The sequence below is a fragment of the Planktothrix sp. PCC 11201 genome (assembly GCF_900009135.1).
Taxonomy (GTDB): domain Bacteria; phylum Cyanobacteriota; class Cyanobacteriia; order Cyanobacteriales; family Microcoleaceae; genus Planktothrix.
Genome location: NZ_LT797693.1, coordinates 201,584 through 221,104, shown reverse-complemented (window position 1 = coordinate 221,104; position 19,521 = coordinate 201,584). Strand labels below are relative to the sequence as shown.

17 protein-coding genes and 1 tRNA gene are annotated in these 19,521 nt (G+C 40.2%); 14 read left to right on the top strand and 4 right to left on the bottom strand.

The features are described 5' to 3' along the window. Window positions 1–258: 258 nt before the first annotated feature. Window positions 259–345 (bottom strand) — tRNA-Ser (locus PL11201_RS05770). 85 nt (window positions 346–430) lie between these two features. Between PL11201_RS05770 and PL11201_RS05765 the strand changes: the two genes are divergently transcribed. The 3 genes from PL11201_RS05765 to PL11201_RS05755 are packed head-to-tail and all read left to right on the top strand — an operon-like array spanning window position 431 to window position 2,183. Then, entirely contained in the window at window positions 431–799 is a 369-nt protein-coding gene (locus PL11201_RS05765) for a 2Fe-2S iron-sulfur cluster-binding protein (RefSeq protein ID WP_079677641.1), read from the top strand. Further along, complete coding sequence (locus tag PL11201_RS05760) at window positions 729–1,352, top strand: thermonuclease family protein (protein WP_079677640.1); 624 nt, start codon at window positions 729–731, stop codon at window positions 1,350–1,352. Before PL11201_RS05765 ends, PL11201_RS05760 begins: the two co-directional genes overlap by 71 nt. A gap of 9 nt (window positions 1,353–1,361) precedes the next feature. Then, the gene (locus PL11201_RS05755) at window positions 1,362–2,183 is read left to right on the top strand and encodes an inositol monophosphatase family protein (protein ID WP_079677639.1); all 822 of its coding nucleotides are present in this window, start codon (window positions 1,362–1,364) and stop codon (window positions 2,181–2,183) included. 60 nt (window positions 2,184–2,243) lie between these two features. Here the strand turns inward: PL11201_RS05755 and PL11201_RS05750 are convergent, their stop codons facing one another. Then, window positions 2,244–3,305 carry a glucokinase gene (locus PL11201_RS05750; RefSeq protein WP_079677638.1) on the bottom strand — a complete coding sequence of 354 codons (1,062 nt, stop codon included), beginning with the start codon at window positions 3,303–3,305 and terminating at the stop codon, window positions 2,244–2,246. Between the two features lie 203 nt (window positions 3,306–3,508). On the opposite strand from PL11201_RS05750, the gene PL11201_RS05745 reads away from it, so the two are divergent. The 5 genes from PL11201_RS05745 (at window position 3,509) to PL11201_RS05725 (ending at window position 7,520) form a co-directional block, all read left to right on the top strand. Further along, on the top strand, window positions 3,509–4,762 hold the full coding sequence (locus PL11201_RS05745) for an FAD-dependent hydroxylase (RefSeq protein ID WP_079677637.1): 1,254 nt from the start codon (window positions 3,509–3,511) through the stop codon (window positions 4,760–4,762). Between the two features lie 4 nt (window positions 4,763–4,766). Then, a complete protein-coding gene (locus PL11201_RS05740; protein WP_079677636.1) occupies window positions 4,767–5,804 on the top strand; it encodes an ABC transporter substrate-binding protein in 1,038 nt (345 codons plus the stop codon). A gap of 212 nt (window positions 5,805–6,016) precedes the next feature. After that, entirely contained in the window at window positions 6,017–6,376 is a 360-nt protein-coding gene (locus PL11201_RS05735) for a type II toxin-antitoxin system HicA family toxin (protein WP_339394350.1), read from the top strand. 164 nt (window positions 6,377–6,540) lie between these two features. Continuing rightward, window positions 6,541–6,879 (top strand): type II toxin-antitoxin system HicB family antitoxin, encoded by a 339-nt coding sequence (locus tag PL11201_RS05730; protein ID WP_079677635.1) that lies wholly within the window; start codon window positions 6,541–6,543, stop codon window positions 6,877–6,879. Between the two features lie 206 nt (window positions 6,880–7,085). After that, the gene (locus tag PL11201_RS05725; protein ID WP_234996620.1) at window positions 7,086–7,520 is read left to right on the top strand and encodes a hypothetical protein; all 435 of its coding nucleotides are present in this window, start codon (window positions 7,086–7,088) and stop codon (window positions 7,518–7,520) included. A gap of 158 nt (window positions 7,521–7,678) precedes the next feature. Here PL11201_RS05725 and PL11201_RS05720 read toward each other — a convergent pair whose 3' ends face one another. Continuing rightward, the gene (locus PL11201_RS05720) at window positions 7,679–8,728 is read right to left on the bottom strand and encodes a mannose-1-phosphate guanylyltransferase (protein ID WP_079677634.1); all 1,050 of its coding nucleotides are present in this window, start codon (window positions 8,726–8,728) and stop codon (window positions 7,679–7,681) included. 86 nt (window positions 8,729–8,814) lie between these two features. Continuing rightward, window positions 8,815–14,007 (bottom strand): response regulator, encoded by a 5,193-nt coding sequence (locus PL11201_RS05715; RefSeq protein WP_079677974.1) that lies wholly within the window; start codon window positions 14,005–14,007, stop codon window positions 8,815–8,817. A 456-nt stretch (window positions 14,008–14,463) separates the two neighbouring features. Between PL11201_RS05715 and PL11201_RS05710 the strand changes: the two genes are divergently transcribed. From PL11201_RS05710 to kaiC, 6 genes are all read left to right on the top strand, one after another. Further along, window positions 14,464–14,982, top strand: a complete 519-nt coding sequence (locus PL11201_RS05710; RefSeq protein WP_079677633.1) for a DUF4330 domain-containing protein — start codon at window positions 14,464–14,466, stop codon at window positions 14,980–14,982. Window positions 14,983–15,198: 216 nt separating this feature from the next. Beyond that, window positions 15,199–15,891: a magnesium protoporphyrin IX methyltransferase gene (gene bchM, locus PL11201_RS05705; RefSeq protein WP_079677632.1), complete on the top strand. Its 693-nt coding sequence runs from the start codon at window positions 15,199–15,201 to the stop codon at window positions 15,889–15,891. 91 nt (window positions 15,892–15,982) lie between these two features. Next, window positions 15,983–16,399, top strand: a complete 417-nt coding sequence (locus PL11201_RS05700; RefSeq protein WP_079677631.1) for a hypothetical protein — start codon at window positions 15,983–15,985, stop codon at window positions 16,397–16,399. A gap of 261 nt (window positions 16,400–16,660) precedes the next feature. Continuing rightward, window positions 16,661–17,425, top strand: a complete 765-nt coding sequence (gene map, locus PL11201_RS05695) for a type I methionyl aminopeptidase (protein ID WP_079677630.1) — start codon at window positions 16,661–16,663, stop codon at window positions 17,423–17,425. Window positions 17,426–17,457: 32 nt separating this feature from the next. After that, window positions 17,458–17,760 carry a circadian clock protein KaiB gene (gene kaiB, locus PL11201_RS05690; protein ID WP_079677629.1) on the top strand — a complete coding sequence of 101 codons (303 nt, stop codon included), beginning with the start codon at window positions 17,458–17,460 and terminating at the stop codon, window positions 17,758–17,760. A gap of 173 nt (window positions 17,761–17,933) precedes the next feature. Continuing rightward, window positions 17,934–19,496, top strand: coding sequence for a circadian clock protein KaiC (gene kaiC, locus PL11201_RS05685; RefSeq protein ID WP_079677628.1), 1,563 nt, complete (start codon window positions 17,934–17,936; stop codon window positions 19,494–19,496). Window positions 19,497–19,521 lie beyond the last annotated feature (25 nt).

Sequence of the window (19,521 nt, the reverse complement as noted above, 5' to 3'; positions counted from 1 at the left end):
ACAGGGGGAAGTAGGGGGAGCAGGGGAAGTAGGGGGAGGAGAAATATTTTAAGCGGAAACCCTAGTTACTGTTTCCAGAATTTGTTTTCTAGGATTTGAGCCAGGAGGGAATATTAGATTATTCGCGCGAGCTAGAACGTTCGCACTCGGCTTGTATAGCAATAGACACAGCGATTAGGACAAAGAAAGACTGAGCCAGAAAAATTAAGGCAAAGTCTTGCCCTCATTACCTATTACCTATTACCTTCTACATAAAAACGGAGAGGGAGGGATTCGAACCCTCGTTAAAGTCACCCCTAAACGACATTTCCAGTGTCGCGCCTTCAACCGCTCGGCCACCTCTCCAGGTGGAATATTTCATTTTTACCCACGAAAATATATACTATCATAAATTTCGGAAAGTCAACACGATCTCAGAAAATTTTTTTTTATGGCCAGTTCCCATCGGGTAGAAATTCATTATCGTCAGACGGGTGAGCGTTTTTATGTCAACGTTCCTGAAGATCGGTATATTCTCCAAAGTGCCGAAAATCAGGGGGTAGAGTTGCCCTTTTCCTGTCGCAATGGCGCCTGTACCAGTTGTGCGGTACGGGTGGTGTCTGGGGAGTTGCAGCAATCGGAAGCCATGGGACTCTCCCCAGACTTACAACAACAGGGATATGCGCTGCTCTGTGTGAGTTATCCCCGCTCCGACTTAGTTGTGGAAACCCAAGACGAGGATGAAGTGTATGAACTTCAGTTCGGACGCTACTTTGGTAAAGGTAAAGTTAAAACCGGATTACCCCTGGACGAAGATTAGTCAAGCTCATTTCAGGTTTAGAGGCTTTGGGATTTTATTAGGATGCTTGTTGCTGCTGACCAGTTGTACTCAACCTGACCTTCCGAAAGGCATTTTTACCAAAGTTGAACGGGTCATTAGTGGTCAAACCCTGGAAATTCTCGATAAAACGGGTAAAATTCCAGTGTTGCAACAGGTTCGACTCGCTGGAATTATGGCTCCTGACCTGAAACAAGATCCTTGGGGAATCAGAGCTAAACAACATTTAAAACAACTTTGTGAGGGTAAAAAAATCCTATTAGAAGCAGATTTAACGGCAAAAGATCGTTATGGTCGCATCTCCGGCTATGTCTGGATGGACGGAACTTTAATTAATGAACATTTGCTGAAAGAGGGATATGTTTTAGCAGAAACATCCTCTATTTATAATTCCGGTAATTCCAATTTCCAGACCCAATATTATCAACGGTTTAACTATGCTCAAGAATATGCCCGACTCATGGGAAATGGCATTTGGAACCCCGAGCAACCTATGAGTTTAACGCCAATGGAATTTCGAGAGCAACAACCTTAGAGGGTTTATATGACTAAAAACGAATTACAGTTTTTTTTAGATGTTGCTACCTTAGCTGCTCAGGCGGGGGGTGCTGTTTTAAAATACTATTTGGGAAATTTAACAGATGTTCAAGAAAAGGGACGGTCTGGGGATTTAGTCACCGAAGCGGATAAGGCGTCGGAAGCGGCGATTTTAGCCGTATTAGAACGTCATGTGCCTGACCATGGAATTTTAACCGAAGAATCCGGGGAATTAGGGGATTTGAAAAGTCCCTATCTTTGGGCGATTGACCCTTTAGATGGAACCACAAATTTTGCCCACCAGTATCCGTTTTTTTCCGCTTCTATTGGGTTATTAATTAATGGAGTTCCTCAAGTGGGGGTGATTTATGATCCCTTTCATGATGAATTGTTTCAAGCTGCTAAAGGGTTAGGGGCAACTTGCAATAATCGTTTAATTAGTGTGTCTAAAACCGATAGTTTAGAGAAAAGTTTACTAGTCACAGGCTTTGCTTATGATCGTCGAGAAACGACGGATAATAATTATGCTGAATTTGCCTATTTAACCCATTTAACCCAGGGTGTTCGTCGCAGTGGGGCGGCGTCTATTGATTTGGCACACACGGCCTGTGGACGCTTAGATGGCTATTGGGAAAGGGGGTTATCTCCCTGGGATCTGGCCGCCGGAATTGTATTAGTAGAAGAAGCGGGAGGGAAAGTAACAGCTTATGATAATAGTCCCTTTCAAATTAGTTCGGGTCGAATTTTAGCAACTAATGGTTATTTGCATGAAAGTTTAAGTCAAGCGTTAATTGAAACTCCTCCATTATCCAGTTGGAAAGACAAATAATAGGGGGTTTTTATACTCAAGTAGGGGTAATTCATGAATTACTCCTACTATTTATAACGGTTAAAAAATCGCGGCACAAACCGCCGCCCCTATTAATCCCACTTGGGGATTTAATACGACATAAACGGGAACTTTAGCTAAAATAGGTTTCATGCGTCCTTTATTAGAAAAAGCCTCCATGAATTCAAAAGTTTCTAATAAAGGTAAAATCTTAGGGGCAATTCCTCCGGCAATATATAACCCACTATATGGTAATAGTTTTAACGCTAAATTTCCCGCTTCTTCCCCATAGGATTCTACAAAAAGCTGCATGGTTTGTTCTGATAAATGATCTCGTTTTTCTAAAGCCGCTTGAGAAATGGCGGCGGCGGGATCAACGGTTACTTCTGCTAACCCAATTTGATGCTCCCACTCCTTGACAATTTCGCTAATTTCTGGAGATTCTTTCGCCGTATTGCGATCGCGTAAAAATTGATAAATTGCGATAATTCCCGGCCCAGAAACCACTCGTTCTACGGATATTCGATCAATCCTATGTTTAGCTAACAAATATTTCATTAACTGAAATTCTAATTCAGAACGGGGAGCAAAATCCGTATGACCTCCTTCGCAGGGATAGACTTTGATTCTATTAACTAAAGGTGTCACAAAACATTGCCCTAAACCTGTTCCCGCCCCAATCACTCCAATAGGAGCATCGGTCTGTGGCTGTCCTTTTTGTAAAACTAAAATATCGCTTTCGGGTAAACTTGTAACTCCATAGCCCACCGCTTCAAAATCATTAATTAAAGTCACCTGGGAAATGGCTAATTCTTCTTTTAAATATTGAGCATCTAAGTGCCAAGGTAAATTAGTTAATTTGGCAGTTTGATGAACCACTGGCCCGGCAATGGCAAAACAGGCTTTTTCTGGATGCAAATGCTCACCCAATTGTTCCTTTACTTCTTGTAAAAATTGTTGTACAATGGGAACTAAATCAGCATAATCCCCACTTAAATACCGGGATTCATAGAGGGTTTTTAATCGCTCTTGGGTTTGGCTCCCTTTCACAATTTCTGTCCCATCCACTAAGCGCAAAATTGTTTTTGTTCCCCCAATATCTCCAGCTAATAATAAGGTCATAGTCTCACGGATTAAGGCTTTACTCTCCCTATTGTGACATATAACAATTACGAATTACGAATGGATAATGGGGAATGGTTAGCGGGGAATAATGGGTAATAAACTAATAAAGACGCGCCATGGCACGTCTCTACTGATGACTGATGACTGATAACTGTGTAAGAATAGAGCTAGTTAAGTTATAAATATAGTCATAGAACATAATGCTGGTGCAGTCACGTTCACAAACTCAATCTTCCGTCGTCGATTCATCAAAACCCCAGATCGATTATGATGTCGTTATTGTTGGGGGTGGAATTGTTGGGGCAACTTTGGCCTGTGGCTTGAAAGATTCGGGGTTAAAAATAACAATTATTGAATCCCAAAAGCCGGATGTTGCCATTAGTAAAAAACAAGCCTATGCTTTAACATTACAAACGGGACGCATTCTTAAATCCATTGGGGTTTGGGATGAAATTGTCACAAAAATTACGACTTTTTATCAGATTAGTTTGAGTGATTCTGATTATCCTAGAGTAGTGGAATTTCTGTCTAAAGATTTGGGAACAGATGAATTAGGATATGTGGGTGAACATGGGATAATTTTATCGGCAATGTATGAATTTTTAGCCCAGTGTCCGAATATTTCTTGGCAATGTCCGGCTAGTTTAAAAAATGTTCATTACCATGCCGATTTTGTAGAAATTGAAATCGAAAATCAAGGTAATCTTAACACATTTTATAGTAAAATTGTTGTGGCCGCCGATGGTTCTAAATCTCGGTTACGAGAAGAAGCGGGGATTAAAACCCACGGTTGGAAATATTGGCAATCCTGTATTGCGATGACAATTAAAACGGAAAAATCCCATCAAAATATTGCTTTTGAACGGTTTTGGCCGAGCGGCCCCATGGGAGTTTTACCCTTACCCGGAAATCGCTGTCAGGTGGTCTGGACGGCTCCCCATGCGGAAGCCCAGGCTTTAAAGGAGTTAGATGAAACTGAGTTTTTAAAGTTATTAGAATATCGCACGGGCGGATTATTAGGAAAGTTAGAATTATTGAGCGATCGCTATGTTTATCCGGTACAATTAATGCAGAGCGATCGCTATATTCAACACCGATTAGCCTTAGTTGGAGATGCGGCCCATTGTTGTCATCCCGTGGGGGGACAGGGTTTAAATATGGGGATTCGGGATGCGGGAGCTTTAGCAGATGTGTTAAAAATAGCGACTCAAAAAGGCGAGGATATTGGGCAAAAACGGGTATTAAAACGGTATGAAGGTTGGCGACAAAAGGAGAATTTAATTGTTTTAGGATTAACGGATTTCTTGGATAGAACTTTCTCAGGAAATTGGACTCCAAAAGTCAGTTTACGCCGCCTAGGATTAGGGATATTAACCAAAGTGCAAATATTCCGCTATTTGGCATTAAGATTAATGACAGGTCTCATCGGTCGCGCACCCAAAATCAACTATTAAATCCATGGGTCAACAGAAAATAGAGTTAATTTCTCGTCGGGACTTTTTAAAATATTCTGGGGGTTTAGGACTTGGGATTTTAGCCAATCCTGCAACCTCCATTCTTGATAATATTATTCCAACCTCAACTCCCCATTTAACGATGCAGTTAGACTGGAAATATAATGTTCAATTTGCCGGGTTACTATTAGCAGATTATTATAATTTATACCAACAACGGGGATTAAAGGTTGAGATTCTACCTGCAAATTCACAAAATGTATTTGAACAAATAGCGGAGAATCCTTTAATATTAGGATGTGGGGAACAGGATGTTATTTTAGCCGCCCAGGTGCAAGGATATCCGGTTAAAGCGATCGCAACTATGTTTCAAACCTCTCCTTTAGGGTTAATGTCAATTCCCCAAAATAATATCCATTCTCTTAATGATTTGGTTGGGCAAAAAGTTGGGATTCATGGGAATATCAAAAAAATTATGGAATTAGTTATTAATACCAATGGTTTATCACCCCAAGATATTCAAATTGTCCCGATTTCCTATCAAGATAAATATGAGCGACTACAAAGTGGGGAATTAGCCGCCGTGCAATGTTATAGTGTTGATGAACCTATTGGTTTTAGCTATAAAACTGGAATCCAACCTAATATTTTAAAATTTAGCGATTATGGATATGATGCCTATGTGCAAGTGATTTTTGCCCATCAACGATTATTAGACTATCATTCTGAATGGGTAAATCAGTTTTTAAAAGCATCTTTTGCAGGATGGAAATTAGCCCTAGATAATATTAATCAAGCCGCTAAAATTGTTGTTAATTTTTATACAAAATCCGATAGCAAATATCATAATTTAGACTATCAAACCCAATCTTTAAAATTAATTTCTGATTATCTTACCCATGGAATTAACCCCGAACAAATGGGTTATATTTCGGAAAGTCGTTGGCAAGAAATGTCAGAAAAAATGGCTAAATATGGTATAATTGAAAGTGTTCCTCAACTGCCAGATTCTTTAGATTCTACCTTTTGGTCAGTGGCTTAAGTTTTTAGATCAGTTTCCATAGCTGAAGTGATCTTTAGATGACTCAATCTTGATGTTAGGTAATCCGTTAAAGCGGGTTTTGGCTTTTGTGAAATCAATTTATTCCTTTTCATAAAATTACCAGTAACACGACTTAAAGTAATGACCAAACTACGTCGGATTGATCAGGAGTTGCTACACTTAACGGATTGACTTGACATTGATATCAAAATATGATATCAATACACACATGGCATCACGCTGGGGTGATAATGCAGGCAATTCCTCTAAAGGCAGCTAAATCTGGCAACTTTCAAATGGCAAATGGATTAAATAGTAAACAGCGTCGAACTCTAAAGGCAATCTACGCAAACCCTGTTCGGTCAGATATTGTCTGGACGGATGTTGAGAGTCTGTTCGTGGCGCTGGGTGCTACCGTCAGCCAAGGGAGGGGGTCGAGAGTGCGAGTGTTGTTAAACGGTGTAAAAGCCGTTTTTCACGAACCACATCCTGAAAAAGAGGTATGTAAGGATGCAGTTAAAAGTGTCAGGGAATTCTTAGAGAATGCAGGGGTTGCCCCTATGTCTGAGTAGTCATTAGTAAGACGTCCAATCAGGGGTACCATCACTGGCTACCCCAGCCCCAGATTACTAAAAGACAGACTATCTATTAAGTAAAATCAATCGTGTATCACAATTTTAAAGATTTTCCGAAAAGTGCTATTGTGCCGTTTCGTTATTCGAGAACTGAGGCAACTATGCTAACTTACAAAGGTTATACTGCTCAAATTGAAGTAGATGCAGAAAAAGCAATCCTTTTTGGTCGCGTTTTGGATATTAAGGATGTGATTACCTTTCAGGGTAAAACTGTTGAAGAAGCGCGTCAGGCATTCCACGACTCTGTTGATGATTATTTAGACTTTTGTGAAGAGTTAGGGGAAAAGCCAGATAAGCCTTTCTCTGGTAAACTGCCATTTCGGACAACACCTGAATGTCACCGTCAAATTTTTTTAGCTGCTACTAAAGCAGGTAAAAGCATTAATGCTTGGATGGAAGAAATTTTAGCAGATGCCGCTAATCGTGCCTTCGGGAATTGACGTTTATGGTTGCCTGTAGATTTTAAGTTCTGTGAGGGTGCGGGGTCTACTTTCTGTTGATTTAGGACAGTAGTTTTTTTGACGAGTTGTAGGTAGATATCGGCGACGTGGTTATCGCGGTTATCGAATTTGCTGCTGTCGATACAGAGGAGTTGGAGGGTTTTATAAAATCTGTTAACATGGAAAAATAAGTTCAAGTTTGTTTTATGTCAAATTCTGAATTATTGTCTCAACAGCAGCAGTTATCCCCTAAGGATAAGTTTCAAATAAAAGTTGTTATGACTTATGATGAAATAGCTAGCTTGTGTGAACAGCTTGGATACAGAGACAAGTTACGTTTGGCGCAACTGCTGATACAACTAGCCAGAAAAGAAGAAGAAACTCAAAATCCTCAAAGCCGAATTGAAAGTAACCCCAAAAACTTATCAAAACCTCAAAATAACAAAGAAGTAGTTCAATATGTTTTTGAAAGGATCGTAAAGTTAAAGCCAAGCAAAAGAAGCACCCTTAAAAATTCAATCAGTGCCATGTTTCAATTTCAAGGAGGAATTTCTGATGCTGAACAAGAAAGAATAATCTCTGAACTCCAAAGATTAAAGTATATAGAAATTAATACTAAGAATCAAGTTAACTATTTATAGTTTAAACAGCAAAAAATATATTTTTAGTTTACCTTTATTGAGTAGAGACGGGCTATGGCGCATCTCTACATTCCTACTCATTTTTCGATTTGAGCGATCGCTACTTGACCCAAACTATCTCATTCTTTCCTGCTCAATTTTGCCAAAAAAATCTGGGCTTAGAGTAACTCTTTTAACTTTGGATCATCCCCTAACTGTTTGAGAACTTGCTTAATATCTTGGGTTCGATCTTTTTTAGCAATTAGGGTAACATTGCCATCTCGAACAACCACGAGATCTTCAACTCCAATCGTAACAATAACTTCATCAGAATTACTACTAAATAAAATAGCGCCTTTTGTGTCAAGTCCTACATGATTTGTTAATTCCACATTCGGTTTATCTCCCCCCAATAATCGTTCTAACCCATTCCAATCTCCTAAATCATCCCAGCCAAATTCAACGGGTAAAACACAGGCTTTCTGGGTTTTTTCCATTAAAGCATAATCAATACTAATTTTTTTCAACTCAGGATAAGCGTCTTTTCCCTTCACTTCTAACGCACTAACTAATTCAGGAACATAAGTTTTTAATTCTGCTAAAACCACACCGACCCGAAACACAAAAATCCCCCCATTCCAACTAAATCGCCCGGTTTCTAAAAAATTCTCTGCCGTTTCTCGATTCGGTTTTTCGGTAAAACGAGCCACTTTATAAGCAGGAAATCCGTCAAAAATTCCGATTTCTTCCCCCTGTTCAATATAACCATATCCTGTGGAGGGATAGGTAGGTTTTACCCCTAAAGTAACAATCACATCTTGGGTTTTTGCTAATACTTCCGCCGCCTTTAAAGTTTGGCGAAATTTCTCCGGTTCCACAATCCAATGATCCGCCGGAAAAAACCCAATTACCGCTTCTTCCCCGTAACGTTTTGCCACTTCTAAAGTTGTCCAGGTTAAGGCGGCGGCGGTGTCTCGTCCTTCGGGTTCTGCTAAAATATTGGGGTGGGGTAATTGGGGTAACTGAGTTTGAACTCCCGACTCTAACAAAGCAGAAGTTACGACCCACAAACCCTCCCAACTTTCGGTTAAAGGTAATAAACGTTCTGCGGTGGCTTGTAATAAACTAATCCCACTGCCATCTAAACTCAAAAATTGTTTCGGTCGATGTTTCCGACTTAGGGGCCAAAACCGTTCACCTTTTCCGCCAGCCAAAATTACAGGAATCATACTTAAAATTTATTTTTTTCCTCATAATTTATTCTAAGTAATTAACAGAAAAACGTCAATAGTTGAGAGCAACAAATCAACAATTCTTAATTATTTATATTCACGGTTTCCTTAGATAATTCCTGTTCTAAAGTAGCTTTGACTCGTAACCATTCTATTTCCATTTTAGATAATCCTGCGGCGGCTTTTCCCGATGTAAAACATTCCAGACCCGTGCCATTTTCGGCCGCCATTCCTGCCCGTCCCATATATTCTAACTCTTTGCATAACTCGGAAAAGGTGAGAGCCCCCAATTGAGCACTACTGGATTTTAGGGTATGAGAAGCTTCTTTTAACCCTTGGATATCTTGAGTCTTGATTGCTGTTTGAATTTGGGCAATTTTTTGGGGAGTATCGGCTAAATAATCCTGAATTAAGGTATTAACAAAGGGATCATCTTCATCATCATATTCCCTTAAATTTTCTAAGACTTGTTGATCAATTGCCGAAGATTCTGGAATATTACCATTAGAATTAGACAGATATTCAGAAGATGAATTAGAATGTCCGTTACTGGCAAAATCCGATAAATTTTCTAAGGATTTATAACCATTTCCATTCTGAATCGGTTGACATTGGGATAGGGCTTTGGCGAGTTCTTCCCGACGCACAGGTTTAGTAATATAATCATTCATACCCGCGGCTAAACACATTTCTCGATCGCCTTGCATAGCATTAGCCGTCATCGCAATAATCCAAGGTTTATTGGGACGATTTGCATATTCTTCGCAAATACGACGAGAGGTTTCTAAACCATCCATTAAAGGCATTTGAACATCCATCAAAATCACATCATAATCCTGTCGATTTAAAGCATCTAAAACCTCTAATCCATTCCCGGCAATATCCGTACGATATCCTAATCTTTGTAACATTTGAATTGCCACTTTTTGGTTGACAACATGATCTTCTGCCAGCAAAATTTTTAAATTGCTAGATGGAGTAACAGATAACATATTTGATGCTCCCAAAGACTTCCCTGGTTCTCGAATGGCACTTTCTATAGACTCACCCAAAATTTGAAGCAAAGTATTATAAAACTGTGATTGTTTCAGGGGTTTATTAATAAACCCTGCACAATCAATATTACTGTGTTCTACCTGCTTGACTAAATCGGTATTCACCACATAATTAAAGAAGGTAATATTCATCGGTTTCTGTTCGGGGAATGTTTCTGCCTGGCTTCGTTCCCAATCTCGAATCCGTTTGGCTAAATTAATCCCATCAATATCAGCCAAATTCATGCCTAAAATAATCAAATCAAAATCAGGATTATTTTTTAACACATTTAAGGCTTCATGTCCGGTTTTGACCGAAACAGGAACCATACCCCAAGATTTAGCTTGTCGAATTAAAACCGTTTGATTAATTCCATGATTTTCAACAATTAATAATCTCTTACCCACCAGTAAACTTGAAAGTTCATTGGTTTCAATTTTGGGAATTGCTTCCGCCCGAATAGTAAAGTAAAAAGTTGAACCCGTATCTAACTCAAACGCCTCAACAAAATTATCGGGAGGATTGCCAGTCATTGTCGAAATAAACGATTGATTGTCGGTATGAGAATCGGATTGGGATCGACTCACCACCCACATTTGTCCCCCCATCATTTCACATAATCGTTGACTAATAGCTAATCCTAAACCCGTCCCGCCATACTGACGAGAAGTGGACGCATCAACCTGAGAAAAGGCTTTAAATAAACGATCCATCCGATCACCAGGAATCCCAATTCCAGTATCCTTAACCGCAAACTGAATGTCATAAATTTTATGGGCAATTGTTGGGGCAGTATTAAGGTCAAGGGGAAGATTTGTGACCTCCGAAGCTTTTACCGAAACTACCACATCTCCTTGGGCGGTAAACTTCACTGCATTACTGAGTAAATTCACTAAAACTTGGCGCAGTCGGGTGACATCGCCCAAAATAATTTGGGGGGTAGAAGGTTCAATTAAATAGGCAATTTCCAGACCTTTTTCTGCGGCTTTTCCTGAAAGTAAATCTAGGGATTCTTCCAAACAATCTCGCAGTTTAAATGGATTAGTTTCTAAATCTAATTTACCCGATTCAATCTTAGAAAAATCTAAAATATCATTAATAATTGTTAATAAAGCATCGCCACTGGTGCGAATGGTTTCGACAAAATCCAATTGTTCCGGGGTTAAATTCATATCGAGGAGTAACCCGGTCATCCCAATCACGGCATTCATGGGGGTACGGATTTCGTGACTCATAGTAGCCAGAAATTCACTTTTAGCCCGACTCGCCACTTCTGCGGCTAATCTAGCTTCTTCTAAATCTTTATTTTGTTCAGCTAATTGTTGACGATTTTTTACCTCTGCTTCTAATAGTTTAGCCTGGGCTAAGGTTAAACCAACTTGATTGGCAACATCTTCTAAAAATTCAATTTCTTCGGGTATCCATTGCCGCATTTTATCGCATTGATGCAGCATCATAATACCGTTAGCATCTCCTTGATAGGAAGTCCGAACCGCTAACATTGATTTTAACCCCATGCGCCGACACATGGGGGCAGAGGATTCTAATAAAGGTTCGGTAAAAACATCCACCGAAGCGATCGCTTGATCTTCAGCCAGGAGTTTTTCAATATAGGGATTATAACTCACAGAAATTTCAAAATTTAAGGTCGAATCATAACCGGATTCCAGATATTCTGCCACACAAGATAAATGGGGATAGGGGTCGGATCGATAGGTATAAATTGAACAACGATTCACCCCAAAAATTCTACCTATTTGCGTAGCAGTAGTTTGAAAAATTTCTTGCGTATCTAATTTAGAACGAACCTTATGGGTAATTTCTTTGAGTAACAATAAATGTTGATTTTGTTGTTGAAGAATCTCTTGAGATTTATCCCTAGCAATTTCATTTCCGATATAATTTGCCATTAATTGCATAATTTCTAAATCCAATTCTTGAAACGAGGCGCGGGAATTGCGACTCATAAAACTCAAGGTTCCATAGACCCGTCCCCCCACCATCACCCGGATACCAATATAGGCTTCTAAACGTCGGGTTTGATAGGCCCGATGGTCTTTCCAGGGTGATTGTTTAATGGATTCTAAACAAACAACATCCTCTGTTTTTAAGGCTTCCCATTCAAAGGTTTGTTCAATGGCTAAGGTATCCCCCTTGGCAAATCCAAAGGGAAAATCATCAGCAAGATAGGAAGAAATTACTTCATATCGGTCGGCAAAAACTTTTCCCAGTAAGCCAATATCCATGCCAAATCGATGACAACCCAGACCCAATATCGCACTAATTCGAGTTTCAAAATCCGTATTATTACTAACCGTAATTTCGTAGAATTGATGGATCAGTCTTTCTCTTTCTCTGAGATCATTTAACTCTTTAAACTGTTCCGCAATATCATTTAATGTTCCTAGAACTCCTAAAATATGTTTGTGTTCATCTAAAATTAATTGACCAGAAATTAAAACCCGGCGAGTTGCAGGTTGAGAAGACTGTCCGCCCCCTTCCTTCTCTTTAAGATTAAACACTAACATTCGGACATCAAGTTGCTCCGTTTTGGGACGACCTAACATTAATGATTCAAACCATTGGCTAACTTTTGTCCGATCTTGAGAATAAATATAATTTAAAAATGATGTCCCTAAGCTATTTTCTATGGTTAATCCCGTTAACTGTGTCCAGGCGGAATTTAAAAATATAAAATTTCCTTGACTATCGGTTTTAAATACAATGGATTTTAACTGCTGAATCGGATCATCAACGGGATAATTAGCATTTAAGGATGGAGTTTTTTCTAACTGAGAAGATGCTACATCAATTTGAGTCCCAATCAAGTGCAAAGGTTCCCCTTGTTCACTCCAAAACCCCTGACCTCGACTTCGTACAGATTTATATTTACCGTCTTTACAGAGGATACGATATTCTATAACATATTCACTATTTTTCTTGGAAAAATATTTTTTTAGAGTGACTTTAACTCGTTTCAAATCTTGAGGATGAATCCGACTTAACCATTCTTCCCTGGTATTTTTAATCTCATGATCTTGATATCCTAACATGGCTTTCCATTGGGAAGAATATAAAATTTCGTTCGTTTTTAAGTTCCAATGATAAATCCCTTCCAGGTTTGATTCTAAAGGTTCCGTAACTGGATGACTTGAGGATAAAGGCAAGGACTCAGGAGAAGATGGAGTTGCTTTTAACATCTCCTGAAATTGATGCTGCCAACTCAAGAGGGTATTGTGCATCGATTTGGGTTGGAGAACTTGTAAAAGTAGGGTTTTAGGGGAGATGAGGGTGACGGGATTATTATGATCATCCACCAAAATTATCGGGAGTTGATAATAATATTTTCTCATTAAGTTTAATGCCGTTTTTAGGGAGACCTGCGATCGCAAAACTAAAGGCGGAGTATTACAAATCGTAATTGCTTTTACAGTTTTTAGATCCAAGCCCAATGCCTGCATGGAAATAATGTCCTGGGAGGTTACAACGCCTACCCATTTACATTGAGATTGGGTTCGGAAAATCTGATCCCCTGTTAACTTAGAATTAGGAGGAGAGGTTTCTGTAATTATAATTTCATCCACACTATAGTTAAACATTAATTCCGTTAATTCTCGTAGGGTTGCCCCCCCCGATATCGGCACAATTTTAGAATTGGGAATGGGGGCAAGTTGATTCAATTTAATTAAATGATCGGGAATAAAAAGATGATCCAGAAGTTGTTGACAATTGGGTTGATGTTCAGGTAAAACCAAATCCGAGTTAGAAGATAATTCCAGAGAAATTTCTTGAGGAACAGGGGGTAAAGATTTAGCTATTTTTCTGGCTTCTGAATCTTTTAAAGATAGTTGTAGAATAATTTTAGGGCTAATGACCCCGACTAATCTTCCTTGATCATCAACAACGGGAAGCTGTTGAATCTGATGTTTTTCTAATATCCCCATCAGGGTAAAGATATCATCCACCTCCGATTCTTTTACCGTGATAAATGACCGAATCATAATTTGAGAAATTGGAAATCCTCGCAATGGATCTCCAATAGAATTAAGCTGAATAATATCTTGTTCTGTAAAAATTCCGATGACCGTTGGCCTTTGATTGACAATATCGTCCCGTTCAATCACAAAAACACAACTAGAACAGGTACGACTCATCAACAAAATCACCTCGGATACAGGGGTTTCCGGTGCTGTGGTGAGGGGATAGCGGTTGATTGCTTGACGGACTGAGGGAATAAACATAAAAGGCTGATTGGGGTTGGTACTGAGTGGAATCAGGTTTGGGACTCGGTTTTGGGTAAACTGGGCCAATCATCAAAGAACAGGGTTGTAATACCTGGGGGGTAACACCCACTCCTACTACCAGCATATTGGTATTTTTAGTGGATGTCTTACCTAATTTTGCCGTGTACTCTGACTCTGGCAACCTTGAAGGCGATTTTTGGGGTTGAGATTTCGGGTACTAGGGGTCAGGGGGCTGTCAAAAACAAAATCCAGATTGATGTTATCTTTGGGGATCAAACGAGAATCTTTACTTCTATTTTGGCTTCTGATCGCCTTTAGATTTAAAATTTTTGAGGGTAACTTGACCCTGGGTTGTTCTGTTTGTTGCTGTTTCCTTGAGTTTTTCCCTCTAGTACAGGTTTTTGTCAATTGACAAGGTTCAATCCTCTGTAAAACTTATTGTGTATTTGTTCTATGAAAATTTTAGATTCTCAAGGTCGTCTTTTTGGTAGGATTAGTATTCTCGATTTTGGTGCGGCTTTAGTGATTTTACTGGTGCTGTTTGGGGTTTTCTTCTATCCAGGTACATCGGGTTCAGTGGCTCAAGTCGGTGTGACAACCCGTCCCGTGACCATAGATGTTTTAGTGGTGGGACTCAAAAGCAGTAACGCCAAAGAATTATTTAAAACCGGAGAAAAAACTAACTTAATTATTCGAAATCAACCCTATGGTCAAATTACTCTGAATAAAGTCAATTTTTTACCTAGAATTATCCCTGTGACTCAACCGGATGGTACATTAAAAGCCCTACCTGACCCCACCGCCGATAATCTATTTAATAATAATTTGCTTTTAACCCTAGAAGGAAAAGGTCAAATCACCGAAAATGGCCCAGTTTTAGGCAATATCAAAATCAAAGTCGGTACTACCGTTGAACTCGACGGCAAAAATTACAACTTTAACGGTACAGTCATCGACGTCCGCGTTCAATAAACGGCACACCCCTCCTTTCGATAATTACGAATTACGAATTACGAACGGGTAATGGGTAATGGGTAATGGGTAATAGCAAGAGTTTACCTCCCCTGCTCCCCCTGCCTCCCCTGCCTCCCCTACTCCTCTACTCCCCCTGCCCCCCTGCTCCTCTACTCCCCTGCTCCTATATGCCTTACAATAAAGGTTTGGACTGAATTAATTTCAAACAAACCCATGAGTGTAGCAGACGAGAAAACCGTAGTTCGGGATTATTTTAATAGCACAGGATTTGATCGGTGGAGACGCATCTACGGTGACGGTCAAGTGAATAAGGTGCAACTTGATATTCGTCAGGGACATCAACAAACCGTTGATCAAGTTTTGGAGTGGTTAAAAGCCGATGGTAACCTGCCGGGTTTAAGCATCTGTGACGCGGGATGTGGTGTGGGCAGTTTGAGTATTCCCTTAGCAGAGGCAGGAGCCATAGTCTACGGGAGCGATATTTCTGAAAAAATGGTGGCTGAGGCTTATGATCGGGCAAAAGACCGCCTGAACGTGATCCAAAAACTCAGCTTCACAGCCCAGGATTTGGAAACCCTACAGGGTCGCTATCATACGGTGATTTGTTTGGATGTTTTGATTCATTATCCCCAAGATCAAATTCCTGAGATGATTGCTCATCTGTGTTCCCTAGCCGAGTCCCGGGTGATTTTGAGTTTCGCGCCTAAAACCTTAGCATTAAGTATGCTTAAAAAAGTTGGGGAATTATTTCCTGGGCCGAGTAAAACTACTCGTGCTTACCAACATAAGGAAGCGGATATTGTTAAAATTTTTAGTGATAATGGTTTTTCGATTCAACGACAAACTATGATCGGGACTAACTTCTACTATTCCCGGTTAATTGAAGCAATACGCAATACGGATTAGGAGACACAAACCGGAGATGTAACATAGGCATCTCTCCGGTGTAATGGGGTTTTGATTCTGTTCCGCATTCTCTCGGTGGGGAGGAAAAACGATGCAGTTCCTGAAGGTAATCACAGCGAGTTTATTAGTTCCGGTGGGAATGGGTTGTTTATTAGCGATCGCCACGGAATTAATTAATCCTAATTCAACCACTGATAGTAGACTGAGTATTATTTTGGGGGGATTAATCCTCGGTTTGCCTTCCCTGGGAATTGGGGGATGGGTCGCCTGGGACTGGGTTCAAGAACGGCGTCAAAAAAATCAAGCTCGTTCTCGACGGATTAGTTCTATCTTTTGGCATTTAGTTAAGGTTCAAGGAGGAGAAATTAGTGTTGATAAATTAGCTCAATATACCCATTTATCCCGACTCGAATCTAAATTATTTTTAGAGAAAAAAGCTCAAGAGTTAAATGGAAAATCCCAACAGAAATCAAATGGTGAAATTATTTATTGTTTCCCTATTGATTAATATTTGATTGTTTTTAAGCTGTTAATTATCTAAATTTTCGAGACGATCCAAGCCAGTAAGGGGTTTCAGCCTCTAAAATATACAGTTTAAATGCTCAACAGCTTAGTACATAGAGTAAATTTCTAAACCCATAAATCAGCTATTAGTTATTACCCATTACCCATTACCCATTCGTAATTCGTAATTCGTAATTCCCTAATTATGATACCGTAGTAGAAACGCTGATAACTTGCGAGATATATTCAGATTTTTAACAAACCCATGGGCAGTGAAACAATTGTTCTTTTATCCCGCCGAGAAATAGAGAAAATGCGCCAAGCAGGACGTCTGGCGGTGCAACTGTTAAATCATCTTGAACCGATGATTCAACCAGGGGTGAGTACCCTAGAACTTAACGACGAAGCCGAACGCTGGACACAGGAACATGGGGCTCGCAGTGCCCCCCTAGGGTATCATGGATTTCCCAAATCAATCTGTACCAGCGTGAATGAAGTCATCTGTCATGGCATCCCCAACGCCAAACAGATTCTCAAAGATGGGGATATTATCAATGTCGATGTTACGCCGATCCTAGACGGCTATTATGGTGACGTCTCCCGCACCTTTTTTGTCGGGACGCCTTCGGCCGTAGCTAAAAAATTAGTCGAAGTCACAGAAGAATGTTTAAGGCGAGGAATTGAGGCCGTTAAACCCGATGGACGGGTGGGCGATATTGGGGCAGCCATTCAAGAATATGCCGAAGCCCACGGCTTTTCCGTCGTGCGGGATTTTGTTGGTCATGGAGTCAATACGGTGTTTCATACCGCCCCCCAAATTCCCCACTATGGAAAACGAGGAAAAGGAAAACGTCTACGTCCGGGGATGGTCTTTACCATCGAACCCATGATCAATGAAGGCACTTGGGAAGCCAAAGTTTTAGACGATGGTTGGACGGCCATCACCAAGGATCAAAAACTCTCCGCCCAATTTGAACATACCGTTGCCGTCACAGAAACAGGTGTAGAGATTCTCACCCTCGCAGACTAAGTGGATGTTACCCTATTAACCCCTAAAAATCTATGAGTCCTCTCCAAAAAACCTATGTTCTCAAACTCTATGTTGCTGGAAATACGCCTAACTCAGTCCGGGCGTTAAAAACCCTCAAGGACATCTTAGAACAGGAATTTCAAGGGGTTTATGCCTTAAAAGTGATTGATGTTCTGAAAAATCCGCAACTGGCTGAGGAAGACAAAATTTTGGCGACCCCTACCCTGTCCAAAATTTTACCCCCGCCCGTGCGAAAAATTATTGGAGATCTGTCCGATCGCGAAAAAGTCTTAATTGGGCTGGATCTTCTTTACGAAGAACTAATGGATGATTAAGACTGGCTCTCAAGCTCCCCCTATACAATAAGTTACTCCAATTGATCAACCCATCTTCTACCTTCGTAGGTTGGCTTGGCGGGGGAGTGTCAATGTTCCAGATTTTGTGGTAAATGTAGCATTATTATCAGAGGTTGAGTGATCAACAGTTACGTCTTTTAAAATTAAAATTTATGACTGAAAGTTCTCAGGACACCAAAGGCAATGAACGCAAACTAACCGGGGTGCAAAAAATTCGCACCATGATCGAAGGGTTTGATGATATTAGTCATGGGGGAATGCCCATTGCTAGAGCTACTCTAGTGAGCGGAACTTCGGGCACAGGAAAAACCTTATTTGCAGTTCATTTTCTCTACAACGGCATTATTTATTTTGATGAACCAGGGATTTTTATTACCTTTGAAGAATCACCTACAGATATTATTAAAAACGCCTCTAGTTTTGGATGGGATCTGCAAAAACTAATTGATGAAGGTAAGTTATTTATCTTAGATGCTTCTCCCGACCCAGAAGGACAGGATATTGTCGGAAATTTTGACCTATCTGCATTAATTGAACGGATTCAATATGCTATTCGTAAATATAAAGCCAGACGAGTATCAATTGATTCAGTAACAGCCGTTTTCCAACAATATGATGCCGCTGGGGTGGTGAGACGAGAGATTTTTCGCCTGGTGGCGCGACTGAAACAGGTGGGAGCCACTACAATTATGACAACGGAACGAGAGGCTGAATATGGCCCGGTGGCTCGGTTTGGGGTAGAAGAATTTGTCTCCGATAATGTCGTAATTTTGAGAAATGTTTTAGAAGGAGAACGGCGACGACGCACGGCCGAAATCCTGAAATTACGGGGAACAACCCACATGAAAGGGGAATATCCCTTTACAATTACTAATAATGGAATTAGTATTTTTCCCCTGGGTGCGATGCGACTTACTCAACGTTCGTCTAATGTTCGGGTTTCTTCTGGAAACACAACCCTCGACAAAATGTGTGGGGGTGGTTTCTTCAAAGATTCGATTATTCTGGCGACCGGAGCCACGGGAACAGGTAAAACTTTATTAGTTAGTATTTTTCTGGAAAATGCCTGTAGAAATGGTCAGCGGGCACTGTTATTTGCTTACGAAGAATCCCGATCTCAATTGTTTAGAAATGCGAGTTCCTGGGGAATTGATTTTGAAGAAATGGAAAGCAAGGGTTTACTGAAAATTTTATGTAGTTATCCTGAATCTACTGGGTTAGAAGATCATTTGCAAATTATTAAATCGGAAATTTCCGAGTTTAAACCTGATCGAATTGCGATTGATTCCTTATCAGCTTTAGCGCGAGGGGTGAGTAATAACGCCTTCCGTCAATTTGTGATTGGGGTGACCGGTTATGCGAAACAGGAGGAAATCACGGGATTTTTCACCAATACAACCGATCAATTTATGGGGTCTAATTCTATTACCGATTCCCATATTTCCACGATTACCGATACGATTTTGATGCTGCAATATGTGGAAATTCGTGGGGAAATGTGCCGGGCGTTGAATGTATTTAAAATGCGGGGTTCTTGGCATGATAAAGGCATTAGAGAATATACTATTAGTGATCATGGCCCGGTAATTACGGATTCTTTCCGGGATTATGAACGGATTATTAGTGGTTCTCCCAGCCGAATTGCTGTTAATGAAAAGAATGAATTATCTCGGATTATTCAAGGCGTTCAAGGGAAAATTGATTTGGATGAATAATGGGTTAAGCTATTAAGTATTCTGA

Excerpts from the sequence above, each read along its gene's own strand:
- PL11201_RS05720 (WP_079677634.1), bottom strand. The coding sequence starts at position 8,728 with ATGATTCCTGTAATTTTGGCTGGCGGAAAAGGTGAACGGTTTTGGCCC.
- PL11201_RS05745 (WP_079677637.1), top strand. The coding sequence starts at position 3,509 with ATGCTGGTGCAGTCACGTTCACAAACTCAATCTTCCGTCGTCGATTCA.
- PL11201_RS05710 (WP_079677633.1), top strand. The coding sequence starts at position 14,464 with ATGAAAATTTTAGATTCTCAAGGTCGTCTTTTTGGTAGGATTAGTATT.
- PL11201_RS05730 (WP_079677635.1), top strand. The coding sequence starts at position 6,541 with ATGCTAACTTACAAAGGTTATACTGCTCAAATTGAAGTAGATGCAGAA.
- map (WP_079677630.1), top strand. The coding sequence starts at position 16,661 with ATGGGCAGTGAAACAATTGTTCTTTTATCCCGCCGAGAAATAGAGAAA.
- PL11201_RS05760 (WP_079677640.1), top strand. The coding sequence starts at position 729 with ATGAACTTCAGTTCGGACGCTACTTTGGTAAAGGTAAAGTTAAAACCG.
- PL11201_RS05700 (WP_079677631.1), top strand. The coding sequence starts at position 15,983 with ATGCAGTTCCTGAAGGTAATCACAGCGAGTTTATTAGTTCCGGTGGGA.
- PL11201_RS05750 (WP_079677638.1), bottom strand. The coding sequence starts at position 3,305 with ATGACCTTATTATTAGCTGGAGATATTGGGGGAACAAAAACAATTTTG.
- PL11201_RS05735 (WP_339394350.1), top strand. The coding sequence starts at position 6,017 with ATGATATCAATACACACATGGCATCACGCTGGGGTGATAATGCAGGCA.
- PL11201_RS05740 (WP_079677636.1), top strand. The coding sequence starts at position 4,767 with ATGGGTCAACAGAAAATAGAGTTAATTTCTCGTCGGGACTTTTTAAAA.
- bchM (WP_079677632.1), top strand. The coding sequence starts at position 15,199 with ATGAGTGTAGCAGACGAGAAAACCGTAGTTCGGGATTATTTTAATAGC.
- kaiC (WP_079677628.1), top strand. The coding sequence starts at position 17,934 with ATGACTGAAAGTTCTCAGGACACCAAAGGCAATGAACGCAAACTAACC.
- PL11201_RS05755 (WP_079677639.1), top strand. The coding sequence starts at position 1,362 with ATGACTAAAAACGAATTACAGTTTTTTTTAGATGTTGCTACCTTAGCT.
- PL11201_RS05725 (WP_234996620.1), top strand. The coding sequence starts at position 7,086 with ATGTCAAATTCTGAATTATTGTCTCAACAGCAGCAGTTATCCCCTAAG.
- kaiB (WP_079677629.1), top strand. The coding sequence starts at position 17,458 with ATGAGTCCTCTCCAAAAAACCTATGTTCTCAAACTCTATGTTGCTGGA.
- PL11201_RS05765 (WP_079677641.1), top strand. The coding sequence starts at position 431 with ATGGCCAGTTCCCATCGGGTAGAAATTCATTATCGTCAGACGGGTGAG.
- PL11201_RS05715 (WP_079677974.1), bottom strand. The coding sequence starts at position 14,007 with ATGTTTATTCCCTCAGTCCGTCAAGCAATCAACCGCTATCCCCTCACC.